This is a genomic window from Haloferax elongans ATCC BAA-1513, assembly GCF_000336755.1.
Classification (GTDB): Archaea; Halobacteriota; Halobacteria; order Halobacteriales; family Haloferacaceae; genus Haloferax; species Haloferax elongans.
On record NZ_AOLK01000018.1, the window covers coordinates 38519 to 64953 of the forward strand.

A 26435-nucleotide genomic window follows, 5' to 3' on the forward strand; every position below is an offset into this window, starting at 1 on the left:
GTCCACAGCTACTTTTGCTGGTTTTTATCCGACCGCAGTCGGCGCAACGCCAGAGTATCAGCATCGAATCGCGGGCGGGGATATACAAGAAACAGAGTCACTCGCGGGGCTTGCGCGGCTCGCCGTGGTGGACGGACCGGATATCGTATACAGTTCCGCGTCCGTGACACCCGACACACTGTACACTGGGAGTGCTATCAACGCCACCGTCACCGTCGAGAACACGGGGAGTTCCCAACAGGACTACAACGCAACTGTGGCTGTCGACGGGTCGGTCGTCGCCTCCAAGACAGGGAGTCTGAGCGCAGGCGAGACGACGACCGTTTCGTTCACGAAGACGCTCTGGGACACCGGCGGCCGCGACGTCTCGGTTGGAGGACTCGCCAGCCAAACGGTGACAGTCCAATCGGCGAACGCGAACTTCCACGGTGGGCCGGGGAATCTCGGGTACTACCCAGACCAGTCGGGACCGACCTCGACACCCACTGAACTCTGGAACATCTCGGGCGGGACGCCGATGGTGATGCAACCGACAATCGTCGGCGACACCCTCTACTTCGCCTTCCACGATGGCGGAAAGCTCTACGCGGTCGACCCAATGACTGGTGAGGAGAAGTGGAACGCAACACCGGGTGGAATCTCCGGGTCGACGTGGACGACGCCCGCGTACGCCAATGGAGTGCTCTTCCTCGGCTCGAACGACTACAAACTCCACGCCATCAACGCGACAGATGGCTCCGAACTCTGGAACTACTCCACGCAGACTAACGTCCGGTCTGCTCCCGCAGTCGTCGACGGCGTCGTCTACTTCGGTAGCAACGACGGCAACATGACCGCGCTGAACGCCACCACCGGCGAGGAACTCTGGTACTACACGATGCATCAGCCTGTTCTCGTCGAATCAAACCCGGCGGTGGTCGATGGTGTCGTCTACTTCGGTGCGTACGACAACAACGTCACGGCGCTGAACGCCACCACCGGCCAGAAACTCTGGAACTACACCGTTATCGACCAAATCGAGTCCGACGCGACAGTCGCCAACAACACCGTCTTCATCGGGAGTGACAGCACGGCAGGGACGACAAGCGGAGACGGCAAGGTGTATGCGTTGAACGCCACCGACGGCACCGAGCGTTGGAACTACACCCTGACTGGCGACGTCGACGGCAGCCCGGTCTACGCCGATGGCACTCTCTACGCTGGCAGTCGCGGTGGTGACCTCGTCGCACTGAATGCGGCTGACGGAACGAAGGTATGGAACGTTTCGGGGGCCAGCTTCCGCGGTGCGCCTGTCGTCGCTGGCAACGTCCTCTACATCTCCGATTTCGGAAGCGGAACGGTCTACGCGTTCAATACCAACGATGGAAGCGAACTGTGGCAGTACGACTCGCCGGTAGCGAGCCTCTACCCGACGCCTCTCGCGTGGAACGATATCCTCTATTACGGCTCTGGAAGCCACTTCTACGCAATCAAGGAGCCCGCACCGACGGTTTCGAACGTGAACGCGACCAACCCGTCGGGCCAGAACGTGACGATTACGTTCAATTCGAGCGAATCATTGTTCGACATCGCGGTTTCGCTCAGCGGGCCGGAGTCCGCGACGCTCACTGAGAGCGACTTCACAGAGACCGGCAGCGGGCCGTACACCTACACTGCCACCTACGAAGGAAGCTCAGACGGGACCTACACGGCGACGGTCGACACCGCGGCGAACACGAAGGCACAGGACGGCGCGAACGGAGAGTCTGACAGCGTCCTCGTCGATACCACCGACCCGACTGCCGACGCCGGAACGAATCAGACACTGTATCTCGGAAGCTGGGCGACACTCGATGCGAGCAGTTCGACTGACGCGAACACCGTGTCGAGCTACGCGTGGAATTTCGGTGACGGAACCACCGCGTCTGGCGCAGTTCACAACCACACCTACCGGGCGGTCGGGACCTACACGGCAACCGTCACTGTCACCGACCAAAGCGGGAACACAGACACGGACACAGTCGTCGTGACTGTCCAATCGGCGAACGCGAACTTCCACGGAAGCCTGTCGAACCTCGGGTATTACCCGAACGAGACGGGCCCAACGTCTGCACCCGTCGAGGCGTGGAACATCTCGGGCGGGACGCCGATGGTGATGCAACCGACAATCGTCGGCGATACGCTCTATTTCGCCTTCCACGATGGCGGAAAACTCTACGCGGTCGACCCCGTGACCGGCGAGGAAAAATGGAACGCGACACCGGGTGGAATCTCCGGGTCGACGTGGACGACACCCGCCTACGCCAATGGAGTTCTCTTCCTCGGCTCGAACGACCACAAACTCCATGCCATCAACGCGACCGACGGAACCGAACTCTGGAACTACTCCACGCAGACTAACGTCCGCTCTGCTCCCGCAGTCGTCGACGGCGTCGTCTACTTCGGCAGCAACGACGGGAACGTGACCGCGCTGAACGCCACCACCGGCGAGGAACTCTGGTACTACACGATGCATCAGCCTGTTCTCGTCGAATCGAATCCCGCAGTCGTCGATGGCGTCGTCTACATCACAGGGGATGACGACAACGTGACGGCGCTGAACGCGACGACCGGCCAGAAACTCTGGAACTACACGCTAATCGACGAGAGCCAGTCGGACCCGACGGTCGCCAACAACACCGTCTTCGTCGGCAGCGACAGCACAGCAGGGGAGACAAGCGGAGACGGGCAGGTCTACGCCCTGAACGCGACTGATGGGTCGCTGCGATGGAACTACACCCTGACTGGCGATGTCGACGGCAGCCCGGTCTACGCCGATGGCACACTCTACGCTGGTAGTCGCGGCGGCGACCTCGTCGCCCTGAACGCCGCAGATGGGACCAAAATCTGGAACGTTTCGGGGGCCAGCTTCCGCGGTGCCCCCGTCGTCGCCAGCGACGTTCTCTACATCTCCGACTACGGAAATGGGACCGTTCATGCCTTCAACGCGACCGACGGGACCGAACTGTGGCAGTACGACTCGCCGATATCAGTCCTCTACCCGACACCCCTCGCGTGGAACGGAACCCTCTACTACGGCTCTGGCAGCCACTTCCACGCCCTCAAAGAGCCGGGCGTGTCGAACTTCGCCGTCTCGAACCCATCGAGTCAGAACGTGACCATCACGTTCGACACCCACGACCAAATCGTCGATATATCGATGACACTCAGCGGTGCCGAGTCGGCAACGCTCACCGAGAACGACTTCACGGAGATGAACAACGGCGACGGAACCTACACCTACGGCGCAAGCTACGTGGGGAGTTCCGACGGCACCTACACCGCGACGCTCACCGTCGCAAACGACAGCAGTGGCGACAACAAGGCGTCAGGAAACTCCGACAGCGTCGTCGTCGACACCACGCCGCCGACGATTACGAACTTCAGTGCCACGGAGTCGTCGGGGCAGAACGTGACTATCTCGTTCAATTCGAGCGAGCAACTGGGAAGTACGCAGGTCTCTCTCAGCGGGCCAGAGTTGACGACGCTCTCGCTCGAAAACTTCACTGAGACCGGTAGTGGCCCGTACACCTACACAGCCACATACGACGGCTCTAGCAACGGGACCTACACTGCGACGCTCGATTCGGCGATGGACGCCTTCAACAACGACGGTGCGTCCAGTGAGTCGGCGAGCGCCTCGATTGGGACCGCAGTCGTTTCGAGCAGCATCGAGTACGTTTCGGGGTCGCAACCCGACATGAGCAACGTCACGTTAGACGCGTGGTTCAGCAGTGGCCTGCTCCAACTGCAAGCGAAGAACGCCACGGCGAACATCTCGGACTTCAGCACCGAAGCTGACTACGAACTCGCCGGACTCGGAGCCGACTCGACGACAGTCCTTCGGACGAACGTGACCGTGCAGGGATACACCCCGCGGGCACTCATCGGGAGCGCCCACGACGTGAACTGGACGCGGACCCAGAACCAAAACGGCACGTGGACGCTCTCGATTACCGGCACGCCAGCCGAAGTGCAGTCGTTCTTCTACGCGAACGGCTCCTCGCCGAGTTCGTGGCCGGGGACCATTCAGGCGAACGAGTCGCAGACGGCCGCACTCACCTTCGCCGTCGACGACCTCGGCGTGCTATCGAGTACGCACCGCGAGCGACTCAACGGCTCGGTCATGGTGACTGACGCACAGGAGTTCGGGTCGCCGCAGTACAACACCTCTGGGACGAACGACAAGGTCGAACTGCGCGTGAAGGCACCGCACTTCACGACAAGCGGCGCGAACAACACCGGCTTCTTCGAGGCCTTCCTGCCGCAGCAACTCCTCGACGACTGGGGCGTGAGTGCGAACCAACTCGCCGGTGAACTGAACGGTGCCTCTCGGGCGACGACCATCACAGCCGTCTCGGGCGGTGGCGCGTACGTCGAGTTCGACATCCACTACTCCGAGGGCGATGCCGCAGTCACTGTCGACAGCATCGCACCCACGGCAGATGCCGGGGCGGACCAGACAGTCGACGAAGACACGACAGCCCAGTTCAACGGCACCAACTCGACCGACAACGTCGGCATCGACTCCTACGAATGGGACTTCGGTGATGGCACCAACGCAACTGGCGAAAACGTCTCGCACACCTACACGGAACCCGGTTCGTACACTGTCACGCTGAACGTCACTGACGCAGCCGGAAACAACGACACAGACACGATGGTCGTGACCGTCGAGGACGCGACTGACCCGACTGCGGCCGCTGGGTCGAACCAGACTGTCGACGAAGATACCGCCGTCCAGTTCAATGGAAGTTCCTCCACCGACAACGTCGGCGTGGATTCCTACCAGTGGAGCTTCGGCGACGGAAACAGCACCACCGGCGAAAACGTCTCGCACACCTACGCCCAGCCCGGCACCTACACCGTGACGGTGACCGCCACGGACGCGGCTGGGAACTCCGACACCGACACCCTCGTCGTCACGGTCAACGACACGACTGCTCCCGTCGCCGACGCTGGCTCGAACCAGACTGTCGACGAAGACACAGTCGTGCAGTTCAACGCGAGTAATTCCACCGACAACGTCGGCGTCGACTCATACGAGTGGAACTTCGGCGATGGCTCCAACGCCACCGGCGAAAACGTCTCGCACACCTACACGCAGCCCGGCACCTACACCGCAACCGTCGAGACCACCGACGCCGCTGGCCACAACGACACCGACACCCTCGTGGTCACCGTCAACGACACGACCGACCCGACTGCGGACGCCGGGACCGACCAGACGATAAGCAAGAACAGACCTGTGCAGTTCAATGCGAGTGACTCCACCGACAATGTCGGTATCGTCAGCTACCAATGGGACTACGGCGATGGAAACAGCGCAATCGGCGAGAGCGCCGCACACGCATACAATAATCCCGGGACCTACACCGTCACGCTCACCACCACTGACGCCGCCGGAAACAGCGAAAACGACACCCTCGTCGTGACCGTCGTCGACCCGGACAAGAATCGGTCTGGCAGTGGCAGCTCTGGGAGCAGCGATTCCGACGACGATGACTCGGAATCAGAACGCTCGGACACTACCGCACCGGAAACGGACGATTCGAACGACGAACCGGCCGGTGAGAGCAGCGGAACGAAGGTAAGTGTCGAACGCAAGTCCGGTTCGAACGAAGAAAAGAGCGAATCCGCAGACGTGAAAGTCGAGAACGTGACGCCCGGCGTCACCGTCGAAATCACGTTTGATGAGACAGCGGACTCTGACACTGGAGACCGCGCGAACAACACGTCGAGTACCGACCTCGAAAACAGCACAGCCACGATCAACCAGACGAGTACTGGCAACGAGACGGCCTCCGACGTCGGGAACGAAACCGCGAACGCGACCGACCGCCAGCGTCCGTCGAACATCTCCGTGGCGAACATGAGGATGAACGTCAGCCGGTCTGGAGACTTCTCGTTGAACGTCACGACGAGAGAGGTTGCGTCCAACTCGGAAGCGGATGGCAGCGCACAAGAGACGACGGCTCAAGCCGACTCGACAGGACCGTCGAACACGACGCGCGGCATGTCCGACACCGACCGCAAATTCCTCGAAGAGACCGGTGCGCGACCAGCAGGGTACGTCATCGTCGACCACGACGACCTCTCTGACGACAGCATCGACGACGTGACGTTCACGTTCCGCGTGAGTAAGGCGTACCTCGACTCGACCCGGGTGACAGCTGACTCGGTTGCACTGTACCGCAACGAGACGGTCCGATGGAACAAACTGTCGACAACGCTCGTTGGCGAGACGGAGACGGAGTACGTCTTCGAGGCCAAATCGCCCGGCCTCTCAGAGTTCGTCATCGGCGCGACGGCCCCGACATTCGAAGTGACGGAGACGGCGCTGTCGAACGACGAAGTGGTCGTCGGCGACGATGCAATCGTCGACGTGACGCTCTCGAACCTCGGCGGTGCAGCGGGCACGCACACGCTCGAACTGCGCAGCGATGGAACGACGATTGCCACCGAGACCGTGACGCTCGATGCTGGCGAAGAACGCACCGTCTCACTCGGTGCAGCGTTCGAATCAGCTGGAACGTACGAACTAACTGTCGACGGAGAGTCCGTCGGGAAACTGCGTATCGTGACCGAGCAGGCCGAAGAGCAGGCCGCAGCGACGACTGTCGAAAACCCGGACGCACCCGGTGAGAACAACGGCGGAAGCGGACCACTCGTCATGCTGCTCCTGCTCGTCGCGCTCGCAGGGGTCTCCATCTACGTCCTCTTCGGACGAGGTGGCAGCAAGTAACTGGGCGGCCAGTCGGTCTCCTCCGTTCACAGTTCACCTCGTTCGCATCCTCCTTCGTTCACAGCCCACCTCGTTCAATACGTTCGGAACGAGACCGACCCGATAGCGACGCTGACCAGCACGTTTTCCGACCACGCTGACTCCAAAGCACCGTATTTCTCGTTGATTCGTCTCGTCGCGTCACGTGTCGCGTCGTCGTCGTCCACAACAGTCGCCGTGCCGAGCATCGAGACCATCCACTGTGCCTGCCCCGCTACGTCCTTCTGAATCGAGAGGGCGACACGCGGATTCTGCCGGACGTTCGCAAGCTTTCGGCCGGTAGTGACGAGTTCGACAACCGCGTTGGACTCGTCGTAGACGTACCACACCGGCGCGACGTGTGGGCGGCCGTCGCGACACGTCGCCAGATGCGCCATCAGCGGTTCGCTCGTGACGAGTCTCGCCGCCTCGTCGGGAACAGTTCCCATGAGGAGTGAGACGACTCTGGGCGGCAAAGCTGTGTACACCACGGGGGACCACCAGAGAACTACAACGACCATTTGACTCTTGCACAGCCCTTTATTAATCGGGCGAGAACGTGGCGCGAGACCGTGAGTTCGTTGCTACCGTTGAAACCCGCCGCCGAATCGATTCACGACCGGGAGATAGACCCGCTTCTCGTCGCACTCGACGACCCCGCCGCCGACGACATCCTCTCGGCACTCTCGTCGTCGACTGCGAGAACTATCCTCACCACCATCTACGAGAAACCGCGTCCGGCCTCCGAGTTAGCGTCCGCGCTCGACACCACGCTTCAGACCGTGAGCTATCACCTCGAACGCCTCGAAGACGCCGACTTGGTCGAGGAGGTGACGACGTGGCTCTCCGCGCAGGGGCGCGAGATGGCGGTCTACGGGCCGACGAACACGGCTGTCGTGCTGTTTGCTGGGGCCGAGAAGACCGAGCCTCGACTCTCGTCTGGGCTGCGAACGCTCGTCGGTGGACTCGCCGGGACCGTCGTCGCGAGTCTCGCCGTACAAGCAGTCTGGATGACCCGGCAGCCACCGGTGCGGACGTTCGTTGCCCGGGCCGAGCCCAAACCGACGCCGCCGACGTTCCTCTCGGCATATCTGGACGGGCCGGGACTTGTCGTTCTCGCAGTCGGCGCGGCCCTCGTCCTCGCAGTGACCCTTGCGATGGTATGGACTCAAAGACGCGCTTGAGCCAACCATAGGGAGATGATACGGTAGTCCGTCGGGTACTGTGTGCAACGAAGAGCCTTCCTCTCTGCTGTTGGAATCGGACTCACATCGGTCACTGGCTGTCTGGCAAGCGCCGACGACGGTGGCTCTACCGGTGACGACGAGACGACTGACGCGCCGCCCACGACCGACGAGCCAGACACCGACGGCTCGGACGACTCCGTGGCGGTCGACGCGGGCGAACAGGTGACTGCGGTCGTCGGAACAGAACCGGACGGCGACAGTGGGTTCGTTCCGCACCGACTCCGACTCACGAACGACAGCGAAGAGCCGTGGGTCGCCCGAATCGAAGTGACGCCGACGCTCGCACACCCCCACGCGGGAACGTACAAACTCGCCCCTGACGCCGAGGTGTCGGTCGTGCTCCGAGTGCCAGCAGACTACGACGTGCGTGTCACGGACGAACAGAGCGGCGCGACGGCGACGAAATCGCTGTCGCCGGACGACTTCGACTGCAACCAGTCGTGGACCGCGTTCTCGCCCGACGGCGACGACATCGCTGTCGCAAGTGCATCGACGCGGATGGCCTGCGCGCCGCCGACAATCGCCGGAGACGACGCGCTCTCGGTGACAGTCGGTGATGGCTCGCTCTCCGGTGAGTCGTACACGAAGCCCCACGCGGTGTCGGTCGGAAACGCGACCGACGAGACGACGCTGGTCGACGTGGCGATAGAGACTGACGAGGGTCGAGTCGCCTTCGGTGGTCGCTACCGACTCGAATCGGACGCCCGAGTCGACGTTCGGGTGACAGAACAGAGCGCACTGGTCGCACGAGTGGTGCGACTCGATAGCGACACCGAGGAGACGGTCTCTCTCGACCAGTCGGTGTTCGACTGCAACAATTCGAAGACTACCATCTCACTCGACGACACCGGCGGTCTCACGTCGGCGACGGCCTCGACGCTGATGGCCTGTCAAAAACCGGAGTAGGTTCGACCGCGCTCCCGACTGACGGCGTCTCAGGCGCTCGCGTCGCCTCCGCTCTCGTCGGTCGGTTGCGGGCCGCCGCCGGTCTGTGCTTCCTGTGCGTCTCCCCACCCGCCGCTGTCGACGAGAGAGAACAGTTGGTCCCAGTTCTCACCGTCGTCACCCTCGGGGAGTTGATTTCGAACCTGCTGAATCTCCGATTCGGGAACGATGCTGGCGACGAGGTCGATGATGACTCGTGCGTGATACGCCGCTTTCGACCGGTCTATTCCCTCGATTTCGCTGACGCGGTCGATGAACTCGTGCCAGTCGAAGCGCTCGCCGTGTTCTCGGACCGCGCCCGTCAGGTACCAGTCGATTTCCATCGGGAGCGAACTTGCGAGGTCCTTGGCCTCGTCTTTCTGAATTCGCTGGCCGAGCGTCATCAGCGTCGCGCGAATCGCCCGGACTGATTTCCCGGTACCAGGGAGTTCGAGTCGGTGCGTCACCTGTCCAGTGAATTCGCCGAAGTCCATGTGCTAACATTTATCACTGAACAATCATCAACGTATCTACACATTTCACACTTCGAGAACGTCGTTGGGTGTGTCGGAAACAGTGAGAGAGTACGGGGTACAAAAGGAACGAATGTCGTCGGCGTGAGCCCGAAGGCCCAGTCAGACGCGAAGTTCGGTTTCGAGGTCCGGCGACGCGACGATGTCCTTGACCGCCTCTGCGGCGGGTTGTGTCTCCGCGACGTTCTCCATGAGCACCGTCTCGCTCGGGAAGAGGTGCTCACCGAGTACGAGGCCGTGTTCGCGGGCTGTCGACCCGGTCATCGTGAGATAGACGCCGAGTCCGGTGTCCGCGATTGCGGCTTCCTCTTCTGGGCCTTCGGTGGGATAGGCGAACGTCACGTCGTCGAGACAGCGCGTCCCGAGGACGGCTTCGACCAGTCGCTCGTATCGCGGCGAGATACACAGGTCGCCTGCGTAGTCGGCGACGAAGTCGCGGTCGAGGTCGGCACCCGGTGGGAGCAGTTCGGGGTCGGCCATGAGCGTGTGGTACACCGTGTCGCCGAGTCCCGAGACGACGCGAACGTCGGTGTCCATCGGGTCGATACGGGCGTTGACGTCCTCGATACTCCCGAGGCCGTCAGGTTGCAGTTGGACGACCTCTTCGAGGACGAGGTCGGCGCTGTCGAATCCGAGTGCGAACTCGTGGGTGCGAAGCGCCCGGAAAGGCTCTTCGCGGCCGACGAGGTGGACTTCCACGTCGTCGGTTTCGAAGGTGACGCTGTCGAAGACGATTCGACGGGGCATCCCTTCGCGGTCGTCTCGGAGGAGCGTGTATTCCGGTGCGCTCGCCGCGTCGAGGTCGCTGTAGGCGGCGAGTCGCTCGTAGACGTTCTGGTCGGGATGTGAATGGCCCTTCGTCACGGATTTCTCGAACCTGAGGGTCGAGGTTATCTCGTCGGCGACCTCGGCGAAGTCGGCGGCCGTAGCGAATCGTTCGAGTACCGCTTCGAGGGGGCGTCCCTTCCGCGGAACGGCGACGCGCACCGTCTCTGTCATCATCGGAAGGTTGTGGCGGGCCGCTAAACAGGTTGCGCTTCGGGAAAACGTGTAGCCAATAAAAACGGGTCGCCGTGGGCTGGTGGCTTATTCTTCGTGTTCGTCGCCGCCGTTTCCACCGTTTCCACCGTTTCCACCGTTTCCACCGTTTCCACCATTGCCGCCGTTTCCGCCCATTCCGGTTCCGAACGCACCGGCGAGTCGGTCGCGGAAGGTCTCCAGTTCTTCGACGGTGTCGTTCAGGTCGTCGATATCGCTCCGGAGCGGTTCGAGTTCCTCCTCCACGGAGACGTCTTGGATGCTCGCTTCGAGGTCGGTGAGTCGCGCTTCCATCGCGTCGCGAACGTCGACCACGTCGCCGTCGAGCGAGGCGATGTCCTCGCGAATCTCGCCGATTTCGTCGTCGAGGTTCGAGGCGGTCTGGGTCGCCGCCGCCGCGTCTTCCTCGACGCTCTCGATGCGACCGGCAATCTCGTCGAGTCGGTCGGTGAGGTCGCCGAAGCGAGCGTCGATTTGGTCGAGCGAGTCGCCGTGGGCTGTGACGGTCTCTTCGACGTCGTCGAGGCGCGCGGCACCCGCGTCGATGTTACGCGATGCGGATTCGAGTCGCCCGTCGAAGTCTTCGAGGCGTTCGCCGACGGCCTCGAACCGGTCGGACTGCTCGGAGAGTTGTTCGCCGTGGTCGTCGACGCGACCTTCGACATCGCCGACACGTCCTGCGAGTCGGTCGCTTCGGTCGTCGACGGTCGCCAGCGTCTCTTCTGCCGAATCGAGGCGGACGACGGTATCGTCGACTTTCTCGACCGCGTCGTCGACCATCGTGTCGAGCGCGTCGATGTCCTCGTGGACGTCCTCGATTTCGGAGCGGAAGTCGGCGATGAGTTCCTCGCCGGTTCCCTCTTCGTCGATGAACGATTCGAGCGCGTCAGAGTAGGCTTCGAGGTCCTGTACCTGCGATTGGAGCCGTCGGATACGAACCTCGGTGCTCCGCCGAGTGTCGATATCGAGGGCATCGCGCAGGACGTCGAGGTCGTCGTCCTCGACCGACCCCGAGCGAATTTCGTCGGCGAGGGCTGCGGCGAGTCCCTCTGCGGGCGTGTCAGGGGCAGTCCGCGTGTCAGCTTCGGCTGCGGCGGCGCTGGCTGTGACTGCGGCGTCGTCGAGTGCCGTCCCCTCNTTCTGCGTCGGTCTCGGCTGGTTCTGCTTCGCCTTCCGGCTCTGGCTCGGCTTCGACTGCCGTGTCCGAATCGGCGTCAACGTCGGCTTCCTCGGCGGCGTCACCGACAGCAGGTTCGTCGACGTGTTCGGTTACAGCGGCGGGTGCATCCTCGTCTCCTGCGTGCGGCTCAGTCTCCGTTTCATCGTCGTCGAGGACGTCAGCGTCGGGAGCCGGTTCGGGCTCTTCTTGCGCGTCCGAGTCGGCTGCTGCGGCCGCGACGACCGCGTCCTCGTCGGTGGGCTCGGGCGCTGAGTCGTCGGCGTCGGACTCGTCGCTGTCGAACGCGGCAGCGAGGTCGTCGTCGGACGGTCCACCTTCTCCGACGTCTGTCGGCACGTCCTGGTCAGCATCCGCGGGCTCGTCGCCGGGGCTTCGGTTTCCGGCGAGCACGTCGCGGACGAGCTGGCTCCGGTCTTCGCCGAGGATGTCGTCGATGTTGCCCGGGTCGATGCCGCCATCGACCGGGATGCGTTCGAGCGTCGGCTCTTCGAGGAACGACTCGGGGTCTTCGCCGTTCGTGAGTCTGATTCCGTAGACTGTCACGACCTCTTCGTCCGGGTCGAGCGTTCGCTCGTACTCGACGCGGTTGTCCTTGTACGCGGTCCAATTCTCGCTTTCGTAGTCGGGGTGAAAGCCCACACTCTCCATCGGGAACGACTCGGGGATTCGGTCGATGATTCGAATCCGAGTCGGTTCGTCGAGGGAAGAAGAGATGACAAACTTGACAGCTGGGACGGGGAACTCGTCGGCGGCGAAGGTCTTTTCGACAGCTACCTCGCCGTCCGAGACTGTGACGACCCCATCAGACTCGCGGCTCATGGCCGCCACTTCCGCGACATACATTATAAAACAACCGGGGAGGAACCACCCACCTCGGCGCTGTCTTGCGATTCGCGAGTCGGGGTTCGACGGTTACAGGTCGACTCGGTCGCCGATTTCGACGAGTTCGAGCGACCGCGGGGCCGCGAAACTCTTCGCGTGGTGGTGCAGCACCTTCGGGTCCGACGTCATTCCCTTCCACATGTCCCAGTGCGACGGGAGTAGACGGTCGAGGTCGAGGTCGCTCGCGGCCTCGACAATCTGGTTTTCGTCGTTGTACCACTTCGTCCGCACGGGTTCGCCAGTCTCCTTGTCGGCGATATTGCCGACGGTTCCGAACGCGAGGACGCCGAGGTCGATGTCGTAGCGCGAGCCGATGTCGGTGAACTCGTCGGAAGGTTTGGTGTCGCCGCCGTGGAAGAACGTTCCCGACTCGTGCTCGAAGACGTACGACACCGGGTGGGTCGCGTCGGCGTCGTACGCGGGTTCGACGTGAACCGTGAACTCTCCGATTTCGATGGTGTCGCCCTCGGAGACTTCCTCGAACTGGTCCTCCGAGAGGTCGTAGTCGTCGAGCCACGCTTCGTCGTCGTAGGCGACCGTAAGTGAGTCGTCGGGGGCAACGAATGTGGCACCGGTGTTCTCCAGAATCGGGGCCTGACTCGGGCCGTGGACGTGGTCTGTGTGTTCGTGGGTTGCGAGGACAGCGTCCGCCTCGGTCACGTCTTCGGGGTCGAACGGGACCGGGACCATCCGAACCGTCCGCGGTGGGTCGCANGACGTGGTCTGTGTGTTCGTGGGTTGCGAGGACAGCGTCCGCCTCGGTCACGTCTTCGGGGTCGAACGGGACCGGGACCATCCGAACCGTCCGCGGTGGGTCGCCGAGACCGACGTAGGGGTCGATGAACACCGTCGTTCCGTCGCTTCCCTTGAGAACGAAGCCGTTGCACCCGAGATACCAGATTGCGACTGTCTCCGGGTCGGCCGACTCGACCGCGCGCGGAAGCCAGTCACTCCAGTCGCTTACCGTCATAGACACCAGTCTTCGCGCGGGGGGGCTAAGCGTTGCGCTCTCGTCACTCTCACCAGGTTCCGAAAGCCGCCGCATCCGAGTTGCGTCCCCGTATCGTCCGGCCCAGCCGTCGAACAAATATCCGGCGGACAATTGCCCAATTATCCGTCCTGATACGGTATATCACAATAGACTACCCCTAGGTATTTGGAATATAAGGTGCTACCCGGATAAGATATTTATCGTATACCAACGTCATGTAGTTCACAATGTCAGGCACTCACAAACGAACGGCGAATTTCTCGTCGATGGCTCAGGCGATGCGCGCGTGCGGGACGTGGGAGCCAGAGTCTCCGCTCGAAGACGACGCTCTCGGACGAGACGAGTACTGACAGCCGCACCGACGCGACTCACGTCCCCGCATTCGTTACCCGCTTGTTCTCTCGATTTTCTCACGCCCGGGAGCTTATGCTCTGGCGCAAAGTGCAGACGACCATGAACGCAGTCAGTGACCACTCACCGGACGGAGGCCAGTCGTGCGCGTAAGCGTCATCGGTGGCGGGTCGACCTCCGAGCATGCCGAAGAGATAGCGGTCGAAGTCGGGCGACGACTCGCTCAGCGCGGCCACACGGTCGTCTGCGGCGGGTTGGGTGGCGTCATGGAAGCAGTGTGCCGCGGGGCGAAAGACGGCGGCGGAACGACTATCGGCATTCTTCCCAGCGAGCACCGAACCGACGCCAACGAATATATAGACGTGCCCATCGCGACCGGACTCCGTCACGCGCGCAACGCGCTCGTCGTGATGAACGGCGACGCCGTCATCGCCATCGACGGCGCGGGTGGCACGCTCTCAGAGATTGGCTTCGGCCACGTCTTCGACCGACCAATCGCCGGTCTCGAAACGCACGATATCGACGGACTCGACGGGTTTCAGACCTGCTCGACACCAGAAGAAGCGGTCGCATACGTCGAACAGGAACGTCGGAGCTAGCTCCTTAGTCGAGTTCCCGTTCCACGCAGTCACGAAGCAGGTCGTCGACGACTTCGTCGCGGAACGTCTCCCAATCGGTCGTCTCCGCCCAGAGGCGGCCCGCGTCGGTCGGCTCGACGGCGTCGCGCCCCGCCTCACGCTCGACCGTGGTGACGTAGCCGTTTGCGGTCAGCGCTTCCAACGCGACGTCGAGACGCGCGCGAAGGTCGTTCGAGAGTCGTTTCTCGAAGCTCTCGCCTTCGGTGGCGTTGCGAGCGACACCGACACAGAACGCCTCGAAGGACGACTTCGGCCCGCCGTCACGGGCAGCAGCGACGATTCCGTGGTGTTCGGCCCGCTCGCGGAGTTCCGACGCGACCGCTCGGCGTGTTCGCGGGCGCGACCGAGGTGGGCCGGTCGAGAGTATCTTGAGGACGAGCGCTTCGAGGTCGTCGAGCGGCGCGAGCGTGTGCCGGTCTAGGGTGTACGTCCCCGACCCGCGGGCGACACCGGACTCGTCGAGGGCGGCCAGTCGGTCTGACGCCGTGTCGGCACGTTCGTCGAGTTCTGCCATCCGCGTCGCAACCGATTCGTACGCCGCACCGAGGTGTTCGCGCGCGTCGAGATACGCGTCGAGATGGCGTTCGAAGCGGCCCAGTGACTCGAACAGCGAGACGGTCGCTTCGTCTTCGAACTTCCCGAAACGGGCCTCACAGCTCTCGCGGAACCGAGTGACCAGTTCACGCGGGTCTTCTTCGACGTCCGAAAGCAGTCCGATTTCGCTATCGACCCACGCCTCGATGGCGTCGAGGACGGCGTCCGGGTCGCGTGTCTCCGCCGGGTCTGGAATCTGCTGGTCGGACTCGACGAGGTCGGCAATTTGTTCGCGTGCGCGGCCGAGAACGGCGTTCAATCCTTTCTGACCCCGCCTCGGTGAGGGGCGCGCAGAACGAAGCTGGCGGGCTGTCGAGGTGTCGCCGCTCGCGTCGGCGAGAGAGATGCGGAGGTCTTCGAGCGCGATTCGGAGAGGTTCAACTACGGCGGCTGCTCCGGGGCCGTCAGCAACGCGCTCGAACCCGTCGAGCGCCGAGCGAGTCATCTCAACGTCGGCGACGACAGCCCGAAGGTCAGAGACTACGTCGAGGTCGAGCGACTCGGTCGCCGGGACGTGAAAGAGCGTAATCGCGTCTGTCTCGACGTCGCCAGCGTCGACGAGGGCGGTTCGGGCCGCATAGAACGCGGCCGCGACGTGCGGCGAGGCACTCGACAGGTTCACGTCGACAGTGCCGTCAGCCGCCAGTTCACGGAGGAGGTCTGTCGTCGCGGCGTACAACGCTGGGAACGACGAGTCGAACGGGAGTCTGACCTCGTCTATGGGAGCGTCGAGCGCGGTCGAGAGCGCTTCAGTTGCTGTGCGGGCGACACGAGCGTGTAGCTGTGGTGTGCCGGGAGCGCAGTCGTCCGGGTCGCGACCCTGCTCGGGGTCAGACTCGGCACGGACCAGACGAACACGGTCAGCGTCGAAGTCGCCATCTTCGAGCGGGGTGACGACCCGCTGGACGTCGCGTCCGAGGATGGAGAGGTGGGTCGTCGGCATCTGTCTCACCGATTCTCGGTAGATGCCGTCAATGTTGTGGTGAATTGTTCCGGGCGAGCGTCAGGACCGCGATTCGTAGATTTTCTGACCGAGAACGCCCAGTCCGAGGGTGTTCGCGATGAAAAGCACGAGTCCACCGAGGAACGGGATAGCGGACAACACGCCGGTGATGAGTGCGCCGACTACGAGCGAGATGCCGAGTGACGGCGAATCACTGGTCGTCATGCCGACCACGAGCGACCCGATGAGCACTGTCGCGATGCCCCCAGCGACGATTGCGAGGATGAAGAACGCGATGAATCCCGGAATCGCCACGATGAGACCGATGATGGTAACGGCGAGGATGAGGAGCACGATGAGGCCGCCAATTCCGACGAGGAGCCCCCAGATGAACGACTCACCGGGGTCAGACCGTATCTCGTCGATGATGTTTCGCGTGAACTTTGGGGCCGCAGCGACGAGCAGGCCGCCGACGACGAGGTTGAAGGCGAACGACCCGGCCGCTTGAACCACAGGAGAGAACTGTGGGGTCGATTCGACGGACTGTGCGGAGGCGACACCTGAGAGGGCGAGCACGCTGAGGAGCGTCAGCCCTATCGAGGTCGATTTTCGAGGGGGGACCATAGGTAGCCTAGCAGATTCAGGCGACAAAGGTTTTCTGAACGACAGTTCTCGGATTGCGGGCGGCAGCGTTCCGGCCAGAGACGTAGTAAAACGAGTCTGCAAACGTACCTAAAACGAGTACGCAAAGAGAGACGCCACCCGCGTGGTGTCGCGAAGAGAGAGTTCGAGAGTGAAGAGAAGAGAGTTCGAGAGTGGGGAGTCGGCGGCGCGTTACCAGGTTCCGTGGAAGGTGTCGAACGAGAGCGAGTCGAGGGGTTCGTCGCCGACGGCGATGCGGTACTCCTGCGGCGTGAGCATCGGCTTGTGGAAGCGCGGGCCGTCGTCGGTCGTGATGCGCGGACAGCCGGTGTTGACGAACGCGTCCATGTCGAAGTTGCGCAGGCGGTCCGGCGTCACCTCGTCCATGGTGATGAGATAGGCGTTCTCGTTGTCTTCGAGAATCTTCTCGGCGATTTCCATGCGTCCCTGCCCGATTTTGGTACAGAAGATGACGCCCCATTTCTCGGCGTCCATCGCCTTGTGAACCGAGGCGTAGCGCTGTTTCATGAACTTGCGCGTGTCGGCCAGCGTGACGACGTTGTTGACGGGGTCGGCGATGATGACGTTCTTTTCGGGGTGCTCCATCGCGAGGCCGAGCGGGTGGAATTTGCCGCCGCCGACGTAGAGGACGTTGTCGGCAGGAATGTCCGCGGAGGCGTAGTTGCAGCCGAGGACCTGCCCCTCGTAGGTGAGACGGTCGTCACCCTTCCGCGTCTGGACGGTGTAGCCGCGCTCTTCGAGCCAATCGCACATGTCCTCGAAGCGGTTCATGTGCTGGGCGGTGGTGACGAGTCCGACTTCGTCGCCTTCGATTTCGTCGAGGGCGTCCTCCATGATGGGGAACGGGTCGACGTTGGAGAACAGCGGGACGTAGATAATTTTGTCAGACTCCTTCATCGGGGAGTGACCGAAGTGGACGAACACGTCCGTCCGGCGCATGAGGTAGGTGTCGAGGTCGCACGCGCCGTAACACGGCTGTCCCGAGAGCATGAACGTCACGTCGTCGTCACAGAGTTCTCGGAGGTCGTCTGCGACCGCCGGGCCGCGGCGCTTGAGGCCTTCAGGGAACTGGAGGCCGACGCGCTTGGCGTCGCGCTCTTCGATGGCGTCGACGATTTGTTCGAGTTCGTAGTCCCACTCCCGGTCGTGCTTCAGCGACATCCCGGTGTTTCGAAGGTCCCCCTCCGAGGAGGCGTCCTGACTCATTGGACCACCCTTACCGATGGAGATGTATAACGACGGCGCTTCCCCACGCTTGGGCGTCACATACCCGCACACGCGGCGAATTTTCGGCCTTCGACTGTCGGCTCCACACCTCAAATCGCTACCCCGTCGCCCCTTGTGCGCCAGCCTCACCAAGCCCCGGAGTGCCTTCCCGGCGAGAGCGTCTAGCGAAATCCATGGCAGACAATACCGACACACACGACAGCAGCGACCACCACGACTACTACGGACACAACGAACCCGCAGACCACCACGAACACAGCCACGGACACAGCCATGAACACAGCCACGAACCGGCAGACGAAATCGAGTTGACCGAGTGTCCCGGCTGTGGTGAACCAATCAGAGGTGCAGACGACATCGTCCGCGGCGACTCGGTGCCCGAGATTCGGTCGATTAGGAAACGGAGCGTGATGGTCGGTAGACAACCGAACGACCTCTGGCTGTGCAAAGGGTGCGGCGCGACACTGGGTGTCCGAGTTCGAGACTAGGCAGTCCTGCTGTCACCCGGTTACCCTCCTGTCACTCGTGGATTGAAGCGGCGCGACCGCCTAGCGGCAGGTATGTCTGACCTCCCGCTCGAACACGTTCACGTCGAGCCATCCGAACCGACCGAGGAACCGGCACCGGCCGTCGTTCTCCTCCATGGTCGCGGGTCGAACGAACAGGACCTCCTGCAGATTGCACGCGAGTTCCCACCGCACCTCCACGTCGTGAGTCTCCGCGCGCCAGACCGCCTACAGGGCGGTTACACGTGGTATGACCTCGACCTGTCGGGCGGCGGGCTCCACCAAAGCCAACCTAACGCAGAACAGTTCGAGCGGTCGCGAGACCTCGTCCGAGAGTCCATCGAGGCCGCCATCGACGAGTACGACCTCGACCGCGACCGAATCGGACTGCTCGGCTTTAGTCAGGGGGCGATTACCAGTCTCGCACTACTCCTCGACGACCCGGACGACTACGCGTGGGTCGTCGCGCTCCACGGCTACCTCGCCGAGTCGCACGCGGGCCACAGGCCGGACGGCATCGCCGACAAGCCGATTTTCGTCGGTGCGGGCTCGATGGACCAAGTGATTCCCGCGTCCCGAGCAGAGCGTGCTGCAGACCGTCTCGAAGAACTCGGTGCCGGCGTGACGTTCCAGACGTACGAAGTCCCACATGGCGTGGGTCCAGACGAGTTGGCCGACGCCGTCGAATTCGTCGACAAACACGCCTGAGTCGCGGCGGGACGACCGAGTTCCCCGTTCGGCAGGTTGAAATCGCTCGATTCCCAAGGCGAGAGCATGAGCACGCAGACGACGCGGCTCGAAGAACTCGGCCGCGAACTTGGCGAGGCCATCGCCGACCACCCGAAGTACGAAGCCTACGAGGAGGCGAAGGCGGCGGTCGAGGCCGACGACGAAGCCCAAGCGCAGATTTCCGAGTTCGAGCAACTCCGCGAGGAGTTCAACGTCGCCCGACAGATGGGCGAGGCGTCCAAAGCGGACCTCCAGAAGGTCCAAGAGGCACAAGAAGAACTCCACTCGCTTCCCGTGATGGAAGAGTTCCTGCTCGCGCAAGCCGAGATGGTCGGCGAACTGGAGAAGGTAAACGAAGCCATCTCCGAGCCACTCGCAGTCGACTTCGGCGGCGAGGCTGGCGGGTGCTGTAACGACTGACGAGCACGCTGGAGACGCGGGCGGATGGACGGACGCACGGACGGACGCGCCGACAACACTCGTTTTCGCGGGCGCAGGTTCAAGTACCAAGACAGGACCAGCCCCGCATATGTTGGCAATCGCGGGCGGCAAAGGCGGCAGCGGCAAGACCACCACGACACTCGGATTAGCGCAGGCGTTCGACGGTGACGTCCTCGCCGTCGACGCCGACCGCGACATGCCGAATTTACACGCGATGGCTGGCGTGGAGCGACCGACTGACGACATCCCACCAGTACAGTCGCACCCGAACGACCCATCGGTCTCGGTCGCACCCGCCCCGCGAGGGGTCGACGACGATGCCTTCGAGCGGTGGTTGCAGTCGCTCGCCAGCGACGACCGTCTCGCTCTCGTCGACTGTCCGGCGGGTGCCGGGCCGGACGCCGCAGCACCGCTCCGCGCCGCTGACGCAGTGCTCGTCGTCACACCGTTGTGTACACCAGCGCTCCGAGATGCCGCGAAGACGGCCGCGATGGCGAGGGCGCTCGGCACGCCAGTCGTGGGCGGCGTCGTCTCCCGTGCGCGAGTCGCCCCGGATGCCGTCGGCGACGTGCTCGACGCGCCACTGCTCGGCACCATTCCCGATGGGACCTCGCCAGTCCTTACAAATCCGACAGTAAAAGCCGCGTATCGGCGGCTTGCAGACGGTATTCGGGGGGAAGGTCTATTATGACTGACTGTCGTAGCACGTGGTATGAATCGGCTGGCGACGGGCATCGATATCCTCGACCGGCAACTCGGTGGGGGTATCCCGGCAGGGAGCGTGGTTCTGCTCACGGCAGACCCGGCCAGCCAGTCGGAACTCTTCCTCTACGAACTGACGTCCACCCGAGGGACGCTGTGGCTCACGACCCTTCGCTCTGAGGTCGCCGTCAGAGATGCGCTCGACCGGTGTCCGATGCCGACCGGGAATCCGACGGTTCGAGACGTCGGCGGCGACGCACCGCTCGACGTGGCGAACAAACTCGTCCGCGACCTCCCAGAGGGTGCGAATCTCGTCATCGACGTCGTCGATATGCTCGAACGAGCCGAGCCGCCTCGCTTCAGAAAGTTCCTCAACGACCTCCAGACCCATATGGTCAACACGCGAGGGCTGACCGTTCTCCACGGCCTGAAAGGCGAGTCAGTCCCGGAGAACCGTGACCTGACAGAACACATGGCCGACATCGTGTTCGACCTCGACACGAAGATAGACGGGTCGGAGATAGAAAATCGGCTGGCAGTGCCGAAGTTCCGCGGTGGACAGGCGCTCGACGAGACGATCAAACTCCGGCTTGCCGAGCGCGTCTCGGTCGACACCAGTCGCGACATCGCCTGAATCACACGCCGTCGCGAACAGGGAAAACGCAGTAGCCTGTTAGACGACGAAGAAGCCGAACGTGCCGAGCGTGATAGCGACGATGAGTCCCATCCACGTGCGGCCACCGAGACCCGCACCACGGCTAAAGACGTACGCGAAGTAGGGAGCGAGGGGTGAAAGGCGGTAGACGAACGAAACCTCGACGCCGGCACCGTATTTGAGCGCCAGCGTCAGTCCAACGGTACAGACACCGGCGACGAGTGCGACGTGCAGGTCTGTCGCGTCACGCAACTCGAGCGCCGAAGTGTCGTCTGACGAAGCCATCGCTACGAAGCGGTCTGGAGGCGAGTATCAAGAAGCCGCCGATTCGAGAGAACCGACGGGAGGCTCGCTTATTCTTCGTCCGCGTCGAGTTCGGCAGCGAGTTCGTCGGCGTCGATGTCGACGTCCTCGATAGCTTCCTCGATGTCAGCGCCGCCTGCGCCGCCCATCATGCCGCCGAGGCCGCCCATGCCGCCCATGCCGCCCTCGATGGTCTCCTGGACGATAACGCGGTCGAGGTCGAGACGCTGCATGACGTCCTGTGCAATCTGCTGCTTGGAGAACAGCCACTGCTGGTTCATCGTCATCTGCGGCGTCGCCTCGATGTAGAGCGTGTCCTTCTCGACGGTGACGAGTTCCGTCTCGGGTTCTGCGTCTTCGTCTTCCTCGTCGTCGTCAGATTCGACGACCTGCTCTTCTTCGACTTCGTCGGTCTGGACCCAGACCTCAGGAGCCTGCTGGAGGTACATTCCGAGGAGGCCGGAGGCCTGCTCTTCGCGGTCGTCGACGACGTCGAGGACTTCGTACTCGTATTCGAGGTCCTTGCCCGCGAGCGGGTGGTTGAAGTTGACGCGGGCGCGGCCGCCGATGATGGTCTCGAGACGACCCTGGTCGCCGTCGATGGTGACCTGGGCACCGGGGTAGCGGTCGTCTTCCGGAATCTTGTTGGCGCTGACCGTGCGCACTTCGTCCTCGTCGTACTCGCCGAACGCTTCGGCGGCCGGAATCTCGACGTCGCCCTCGTCGCCGACTTCGGCGCCGATGAGTTCGTCGTCGACGGCGGGGAAGACGTGACCCGCACCGACGATGATGACTCGGGGTTCGAACTCGTAGCCTTCGACGTCAATCTCGGCCTCTTCGGCCACTTCCTTACTCGTAGTGTCGACGACGTCGCCGTCCTCGACCGTGCGAACCGTGTACGCGAGGCGGACGAAGTCGCCGTCCTGAATACCGGACTCGACTTCTTCATCGACCTGCTCGGCCTCCGCCTGCTGTTCGTCGCTCATACACCCTACGTGATTCGTGCGACCCTTAAGAATCACGTTTCGCCGGTGCGAGATGTTCCGTCGGACGTACCCCCGAAACTCGGGCACGACAGACGATATCCGTCGAATCGTTTATGTTACTATCACGGTTTATAGTAATAGAGGTGTGTCAACATGGCTCAGACAGAATTGTTCCTTGGGTTCGTCGTTGGGGTGGTACTACTGGCGTTCGTCGTGGCGTACGTCGGTCGCGGGTGGCGACAGTACACGGTCAGTGCACCCGTCGGTGGCGGTGGCTCGGGTGGCGGCAGTGGGGAAACGAGCAGTACCATGTCGAACTGGACCGAGGACCCGACAGTTCTCTCGCTCGCGTTCCTCCTCCTCGCACTCGGGTTCGGCCTGATAGCTGTCCTCTTCGTCGGCGGCGGGGGCGTGTCCGAAGAGATGACTAACACCGCTGGTGCAGTCCTCGTGGCAGCCACGGTCCTCGTCGTCGTCGCCTACCTCTTTCACGGGACGTACCATGCCGCCCGGAGTTGGGGCCTCGAACGGTCGCAGGCGGCGCTTCTCGGGTCGTGGGTACTCGGCCTGTTGTTCATCGTCGCCCTCTCCTTGCGACTCCTCGGCTTCCTCTGAGATGTGGGAGATATGCGAGACGTGGACGGCGCTGAAAGACGGGACGTGACCGCCTCTGGAAGGCGACTCACCACAGTCACCGAACGATGAGTTTCCAACGTCTGCTGGGCCGCGTCCGCCGCACCCTCGTCGCACTGGCAGTACTCACTGGTAGCCTCGCGGCTGCGACACGGCCAGTGGTAGCCCACGCCGGGTCGCTTGGCGGGTCGCTCCAGTCGGTTCCGGCACCGTTCTGGCTGGTGGTCGTCTCCGGGGGCGGTGTCGTCGGCGTCTCCTTTCTCGTCTCGGCGTTCGTGACCGACGACGAGACACTCGGCGCGTTCGCCCGCCGGAGCGTTGCGCTCGGTCGCCCCGTCGAACTCGTCGGAAGAGGACTCCAAATCGGCGGCGTGGTTGGGTTGGGTACGGTCGTCGCAGTCGGCTTTTTCGGGCCGAAAGCCGCGATTGCGAATCTCGGCGTGCTCCTCGTCTGGGTCGGCTGGTGGGCCGGGTTCACGATGCTGACCTACCTCGTCGTGGACGTGTGGCCGCTCGTGAATCCGACGCGGACGCTGGGCACAGCAGTCCGGTCGCTCGGGGAGTTTCCGACGCGCACCATCCCGGAGGCAGTGGGGTCGTGGCCGAGCGTCGTGGGCCTGCTCGCGCTCGTCTGGGTCGAGGTCGTCAGTCCGCTTTCGGCCAATCCGCAGGCGCTTGCGGTCGTCGTACTCGGGTATTCAGTCGTGACGGTCGCGGGGGCCGTCGTCTTCGGCGACGCGTGGTTCGACCACGTCGACCCCGTCTCCCGGGTGTTCCGACTCTACGGCCTGCTCGCACCGGTTCAGCGAACTGACGATGGGTTCTCGGTGTCGTTCCCCGGAGCGGGGTTGGCCCGCGTCGAGGCGGCGATGGACACCGACGACGTTGCCTTCGTCATCGCCCTCTTGTGGGTGACGACGTACGACGGCCTCGTCTCGACCGTCGCGTGGGGGCGCGTCCTCGACGCGCTCGCTCCAGTTCCCTCGTGGGTAGTGAACCTCGTCGGCGTCGTCGCCGGCTTTCTCGTCTTCTTCGTCGTCTACCATCGCGCAGCCGATTCGGCCCGCAAGACCGCCGAGACGTACGTCACCGGCGACTTCATCGCCGGATGGTTCGCACCCGCGTTGGTTCCAATCGCCGCAGGCTACCATCTCGCCCATTTCGCGGGCTACGTCGTCGGTCTCGCGCCCGCGCTGGCGACAGTCGCATTCGACCCTCTCTCGCCACCGGCGAACATCACGGTGTTAGCTATCCCGGAGTGGTTCGGTAGTCTACAGCTCGTGTTCGTCGTTCTCGGGCATCTGCTGGCCGTCTGGGTAGCACACACGCGGTCGTTCGACGTGTTTCCGGGGCGACTGCAACCGCTTCGGAGCCAGTACCCGTTCGTCGTCGTGACCATCTGCTATACGGCGTCGAGTCTCTGGGTCGTCGCGCAGCCGACTCTCGGAGGTGTCGCGGGATGAGCCGACTGAGAGAACACAAGATGACGACGCCGACCCCCGAGACGAGCGTCCCCGAGGGAGAACAGCCAGTCGCGACGTGTCCCTACTGCGACCGACCGTTCCGCCGGGAGCGACTCCGAGACTTGCACGTCGGTGACGTGCACGAGGAGTGGACAGAAGCAGAACGGGAGGCATACGAGGTGGCCGTCGAAGCCGAGTCCGAAGACCTGTTTCAGTACCACCTGAAGGTCGCGGGGGCACTCGGGGCGACCTACGCGGTGCTGTTCTTGCTCGCAGTGGTCGGATTCAGCCTGTAAACTACCCCACCCTACTTCCTCGGCGCATACGCGCCTCGGTCCTTGAGGGTGGGGCTTTGATGTGGACTCCCGGCAATCAGTCGCCAGCAATAGGCTGGTGACTCTCGCCGTTCAACGTCCCACCATTTATACGCAGGTCTACTTCTGCGTCTCCGCTCCCCGACGTGGGCGAGGAACGGAGTTTGTGCATCCGCTTTCGAGCGTAGCGTAGCCCGATATTCTTCGCACCGTTGTAATCCGCGTTCACCTCGTACCCGCACTTCTGGCACTTGAAGCGTTCTCCGTGGCGGTTGTCCTCGTGCGTGAACCCACAGTCCGTCCGAGAACAGCGTTGGGACGTGTGGTTCGGTTCGACTTGCTCCACGGAGACACCCCGCTCAGGTGCCTTGTAGGAGACGTACTCGTAGAGGCGTCGGAACGCCCAGACGTGGTGCCACTTCGCCTGCGGAAGCCGCTCACGAATGTCGGTCAAGTCTTCGAACACGATAACATCACAGTCGTGTTCGACGGCTTCCGTGACAAGCTCGTTGGCGAGCGTGTGGATGTACTGCTTTCGCCACGCTTCTTCGCGCTTCCCGAGTCGAAGCAAGGCGTTGTGTGCGGCTTGCGTGCCGCGCTGTTGCATCTCTCCACGCCGCTTCTCAAACTCGCGGCACCAATGGTCGTACTCGTCTCCCTGCCAGAACGTGCCGGTCGAGGAGACGGCGAGTGAGTTGACGCCGAGGTCGATACCGAGGACCGTTTGGTCGGGGTGCCCGGTATCTGCCGGAACCTCTGCGTCGTCGCCGTCTGTCCGCCGAGTCGAGAGTTGGATGTAGAACTCGTCATCCACCGCGTCGTACCGAACCGTACTCTCGCGGAACTCGTAATCCTCGGAGAGAACGTATCGCTCGTAGGGCGTCGGACTGTCTGCCGGGAGAATGAACGACGGTTCGACCCGGCCCTCGACAGTTGCCAGCGACACCTTTTTTCGGTAGAACGTCGCGCTCCGTGCGTCGTAGTCCATCGTTTCGGCGGTGAACGTCGGACAAGAGACACGCTGTCCCTTCTTCCACCGTTCGACAACGCCCTTGACGGCTTCGACAGCGCGTTTGATGGCGGCTTGAACGAGTTGTGCCTGTAGGTCCGTCTCCTCTCGAAGTTCGGAGTAGAGTGCGTCACGAACCTCTCGCTTGTTGGTCTTACACTCGCTGTAGGAGGTGTCGGACCAACAGTAGTCAGCGGTTCGGTTCGCGCAGTACAGGTATTGCTCGGCGGTTCGGTGGAGTGCGTCGCGTTGCTCGTCGGAAAGGTCGAGTTTCACGACGGCGGTTCGACGCACGCCCACACTTCAGAGAAGACTCGACGGTACTTATACGTCCGGGAGTCGGCCGGTCGGAGTATGCCGGTTGTGTCGTACCGTGTCGGTTTCCTCTCCGGCCTACTCGCTCCCTTCGCTACGCTTCGGTCGCTCCTTGAGGCCGGAGGCTCCACCTTGCATTACGCTGACGGGACTTCGCCGTCAGCGTCACGCGTGGCCGTGTTCGTGGTCGCTGTCGGAATCAGCCGGCTCAGGTAGTCGCATCACGACCGCAGTGAGAACGGCGACGCCGAGAATCGCAACCGCACCGCCCGCAGCGATGACAACTTCGCCCGCGCCGACCGCCTCCGCGACGAGCAGAATGACGAGTCCGAGCACGACGCCGACGAACGAGATGCCAAGCTCGACCGAGTGTTCAGCCATGCACAA

Annotated in this window: 23 protein-coding genes and 3 pseudogenes; 13 read left to right on the plus strand and 13 right to left on the minus strand. The window is 62.9% G+C overall.

Annotated elements, in window-relative coordinates; genetic code table 11:
- Positions 1 to 163: 163 nt before the first annotated feature.
- A complete protein-coding gene (locus tag C453_RS10375; protein WP_241430725.1) occupies positions 164 to 6763 on the plus strand; it encodes a PKD domain-containing protein in 6600 nt (2199 codons plus the stop codon).
- A 74-nt stretch (positions 6764 to 6837) separates the two neighbouring features.
- On the opposite strand, the gene C453_RS10380 is transcribed toward C453_RS10375, so the two are convergent.
- Positions 6838 to 7230, minus strand: coding sequence for a pyridoxamine 5'-phosphate oxidase family protein (locus C453_RS10380; protein ID WP_008324415.1), 393 nt, complete (start codon positions 7228 to 7230; stop codon positions 6838 to 6840).
- Positions 7231 to 7353: 123 nt separating this feature from the next.
- Between C453_RS10380 and C453_RS10385 the strand changes: the two genes are divergently transcribed.
- Together C453_RS10385 and C453_RS10390 are read left to right on the plus strand one after the other, a co-directional pair.
- Complete coding sequence (locus C453_RS10385) at positions 7354 to 7965, plus strand: ArsR/SmtB family transcription factor (protein WP_049907631.1); 612 nt, start codon at positions 7354 to 7356, stop codon at positions 7963 to 7965.
- 42 nt (positions 7966 to 8007) lie between these two features.
- Positions 8008 to 8934: a hypothetical protein gene (locus tag C453_RS10390; RefSeq protein WP_008324417.1), complete on the plus strand. Its 927-nt coding sequence runs from the start codon at positions 8008 to 8010 to the stop codon at positions 8932 to 8934.
- A 29-nt stretch (positions 8935 to 8963) separates the two neighbouring features.
- Here the strand turns inward: C453_RS10390 and C453_RS10395 are convergent, their stop codons facing one another.
- The 5 genes and pseudogenes from C453_RS10395 to C453_RS21010 form a co-directional block, all read right to left on the minus strand.
- A complete protein-coding gene (locus C453_RS10395; protein ID WP_008324418.1) occupies positions 8964 to 9446 on the minus strand; it encodes a DUF2267 domain-containing protein in 483 nt (160 codons plus the stop codon).
- A gap of 141 nt (positions 9447 to 9587) precedes the next feature.
- Positions 9588 to 10484, minus strand: a complete 897-nt coding sequence (locus C453_RS10400; RefSeq protein WP_049907632.1) for a hypothetical protein — start codon at positions 10482 to 10484, stop codon at positions 9588 to 9590.
- A gap of 87 nt (positions 10485 to 10571) precedes the next feature.
- Positions 10572 to 12522, minus strand: a pseudogene (locus tag C453_RS21005) (hypothetical protein).
- Between the two features lie 93 nt (positions 12523 to 12615).
- A pseudogene (locus tag C453_RS10410) lies at positions 12616 to 13296 on the minus strand (MBL fold metallo-hydrolase); the annotation flags it as partial.
- A 16-nt stretch (positions 13297 to 13312) separates the two neighbouring features.
- Positions 13313 to 13555: pseudogene (locus tag C453_RS21010) on the minus strand (MBL fold metallo-hydrolase); the annotation flags it as partial.
- A 248-nt stretch (positions 13556 to 13803) separates the two neighbouring features.
- Here C453_RS21010 and C453_RS20830 point away from each other — a divergent pair.
- Together C453_RS20830 and C453_RS10415 are read left to right on the plus strand one after the other, a co-directional pair.
- Complete coding sequence (locus tag C453_RS20830) at positions 13804 to 13926, plus strand: hypothetical protein (RefSeq protein WP_275039769.1); 123 nt, start codon at positions 13804 to 13806, stop codon at positions 13924 to 13926.
- Between the two features lie 144 nt (positions 13927 to 14070).
- Entirely contained in the window at positions 14071 to 14526 is a 456-nt protein-coding gene (locus C453_RS10415) for a TIGR00725 family protein (protein WP_008324422.1), read from the plus strand.
- A gap of 4 nt (positions 14527 to 14530) precedes the next feature.
- Here the strand turns inward: C453_RS10415 and C453_RS10420 are convergent, their stop codons facing one another.
- From C453_RS10420 to dph2, 3 genes are all read right to left on the minus strand, one after another.
- Entirely contained in the window at positions 14531 to 16102 is a 1572-nt protein-coding gene (locus C453_RS10420) for a hypothetical protein (RefSeq protein ID WP_008324423.1), read from the minus strand.
- Between the two features lie 60 nt (positions 16103 to 16162).
- Positions 16163 to 16726: a hypothetical protein gene (locus C453_RS10425; protein WP_008324424.1), complete on the minus strand. Its 564-nt coding sequence runs from the start codon at positions 16724 to 16726 to the stop codon at positions 16163 to 16165.
- Positions 16727 to 16936: 210 nt separating this feature from the next.
- On the minus strand, positions 16937 to 17971 hold the full coding sequence (gene dph2 / locus C453_RS10430; RefSeq protein ID WP_008324425.1) for a diphthamide biosynthesis enzyme Dph2: 1035 nt from the start codon (positions 17969 to 17971) through the stop codon (positions 16937 to 16939).
- 194 nt (positions 17972 to 18165) lie between these two features.
- On the opposite strand from dph2, the gene C453_RS10435 reads away from it, so the two are divergent.
- From C453_RS10435 to C453_RS10455, 5 genes are all read left to right on the plus strand, one after another.
- Complete coding sequence (locus tag C453_RS10435; RefSeq protein ID WP_008324426.1) at positions 18166 to 18480, plus strand: hypothetical protein; 315 nt, start codon at positions 18166 to 18168, stop codon at positions 18478 to 18480.
- Between the two features lie 72 nt (positions 18481 to 18552).
- Positions 18553 to 19206: an alpha/beta hydrolase gene (locus C453_RS10440; protein WP_008324427.1), complete on the plus strand. Its 654-nt coding sequence runs from the start codon at positions 18553 to 18555 to the stop codon at positions 19204 to 19206.
- Positions 19207 to 19272: 66 nt separating this feature from the next.
- Positions 19273 to 19647, plus strand: coding sequence for a YlbF family regulator (locus C453_RS10445; RefSeq protein ID WP_008324428.1), 375 nt, complete (start codon positions 19273 to 19275; stop codon positions 19645 to 19647).
- 109 nt (positions 19648 to 19756) lie between these two features.
- The gene (locus tag C453_RS10450) at positions 19757 to 20359 is read left to right on the plus strand and encodes a nucleotide-binding protein (protein ID WP_008324429.1); all 603 of its coding nucleotides are present in this window, start codon (positions 19757 to 19759) and stop codon (positions 20357 to 20359) included.
- Positions 20360 to 20380: 21 nt separating this feature from the next.
- Positions 20381 to 21004 (plus strand): RAD55 family ATPase, encoded by a 624-nt coding sequence (locus tag C453_RS10455; protein ID WP_008324430.1) that lies wholly within the window; start codon positions 20381 to 20383, stop codon positions 21002 to 21004.
- A 39-nt stretch (positions 21005 to 21043) separates the two neighbouring features.
- On the opposite strand, the gene C453_RS10460 is transcribed toward C453_RS10455, so the two are convergent.
- Together C453_RS10460 and C453_RS10465 are read right to left on the minus strand one after the other, a co-directional pair.
- Entirely contained in the window at positions 21044 to 21310 is a 267-nt protein-coding gene (locus tag C453_RS10460; protein ID WP_007540449.1) for a hypothetical protein, read from the minus strand.
- A 68-nt stretch (positions 21311 to 21378) separates the two neighbouring features.
- On the minus strand, positions 21379 to 22314 hold the full coding sequence (locus tag C453_RS10465) for an FKBP-type peptidyl-prolyl cis-trans isomerase (RefSeq protein ID WP_008324431.1): 936 nt from the start codon (positions 22312 to 22314) through the stop codon (positions 21379 to 21381).
- A 153-nt stretch (positions 22315 to 22467) separates the two neighbouring features.
- Between C453_RS10465 and C453_RS10470 the strand changes: the two genes are divergently transcribed.
- The 3 genes from C453_RS10470 (at position 22468) to C453_RS10480 (ending at position 24706) form a co-directional block, all read left to right on the plus strand.
- On the plus strand, positions 22468 to 22929 hold the full coding sequence (locus C453_RS10470; RefSeq protein WP_008324432.1) for a hypothetical protein: 462 nt from the start codon (positions 22468 to 22470) through the stop codon (positions 22927 to 22929).
- A gap of 86 nt (positions 22930 to 23015) precedes the next feature.
- Entirely contained in the window at positions 23016 to 24410 is a 1395-nt protein-coding gene (locus tag C453_RS10475; protein ID WP_008324433.1) for a hypothetical protein, read from the plus strand.
- The gene (locus C453_RS10480; RefSeq protein WP_008324434.1) at positions 24407 to 24706 is read left to right on the plus strand and encodes a DUF7410 domain-containing protein; all 300 of its coding nucleotides are present in this window, start codon (positions 24407 to 24409) and stop codon (positions 24704 to 24706) included. Before C453_RS10475 ends, C453_RS10480 begins: the two co-directional genes overlap by 4 nt.
- Positions 24707 to 24782: 76 nt before the next feature.
- Here the strand turns inward: C453_RS10480 and C453_RS10485 are convergent, their stop codons facing one another.
- Together C453_RS10485 and C453_RS10490 are read right to left on the minus strand one after the other, a co-directional pair.
- Entirely contained in the window at positions 24783 to 26033 is a 1251-nt protein-coding gene (locus C453_RS10485; protein ID WP_008324435.1) for an RNA-guided endonuclease InsQ/TnpB family protein, read from the minus strand.
- A 180-nt stretch (positions 26034 to 26213) separates the two neighbouring features.
- A complete protein-coding gene (locus tag C453_RS10490) occupies positions 26214 to 26429 on the minus strand; it encodes a hypothetical protein (RefSeq protein WP_008324436.1) in 216 nt (71 codons plus the stop codon).
- Between the last annotated feature and the right edge of the window lie 6 nt (positions 26430 to 26435).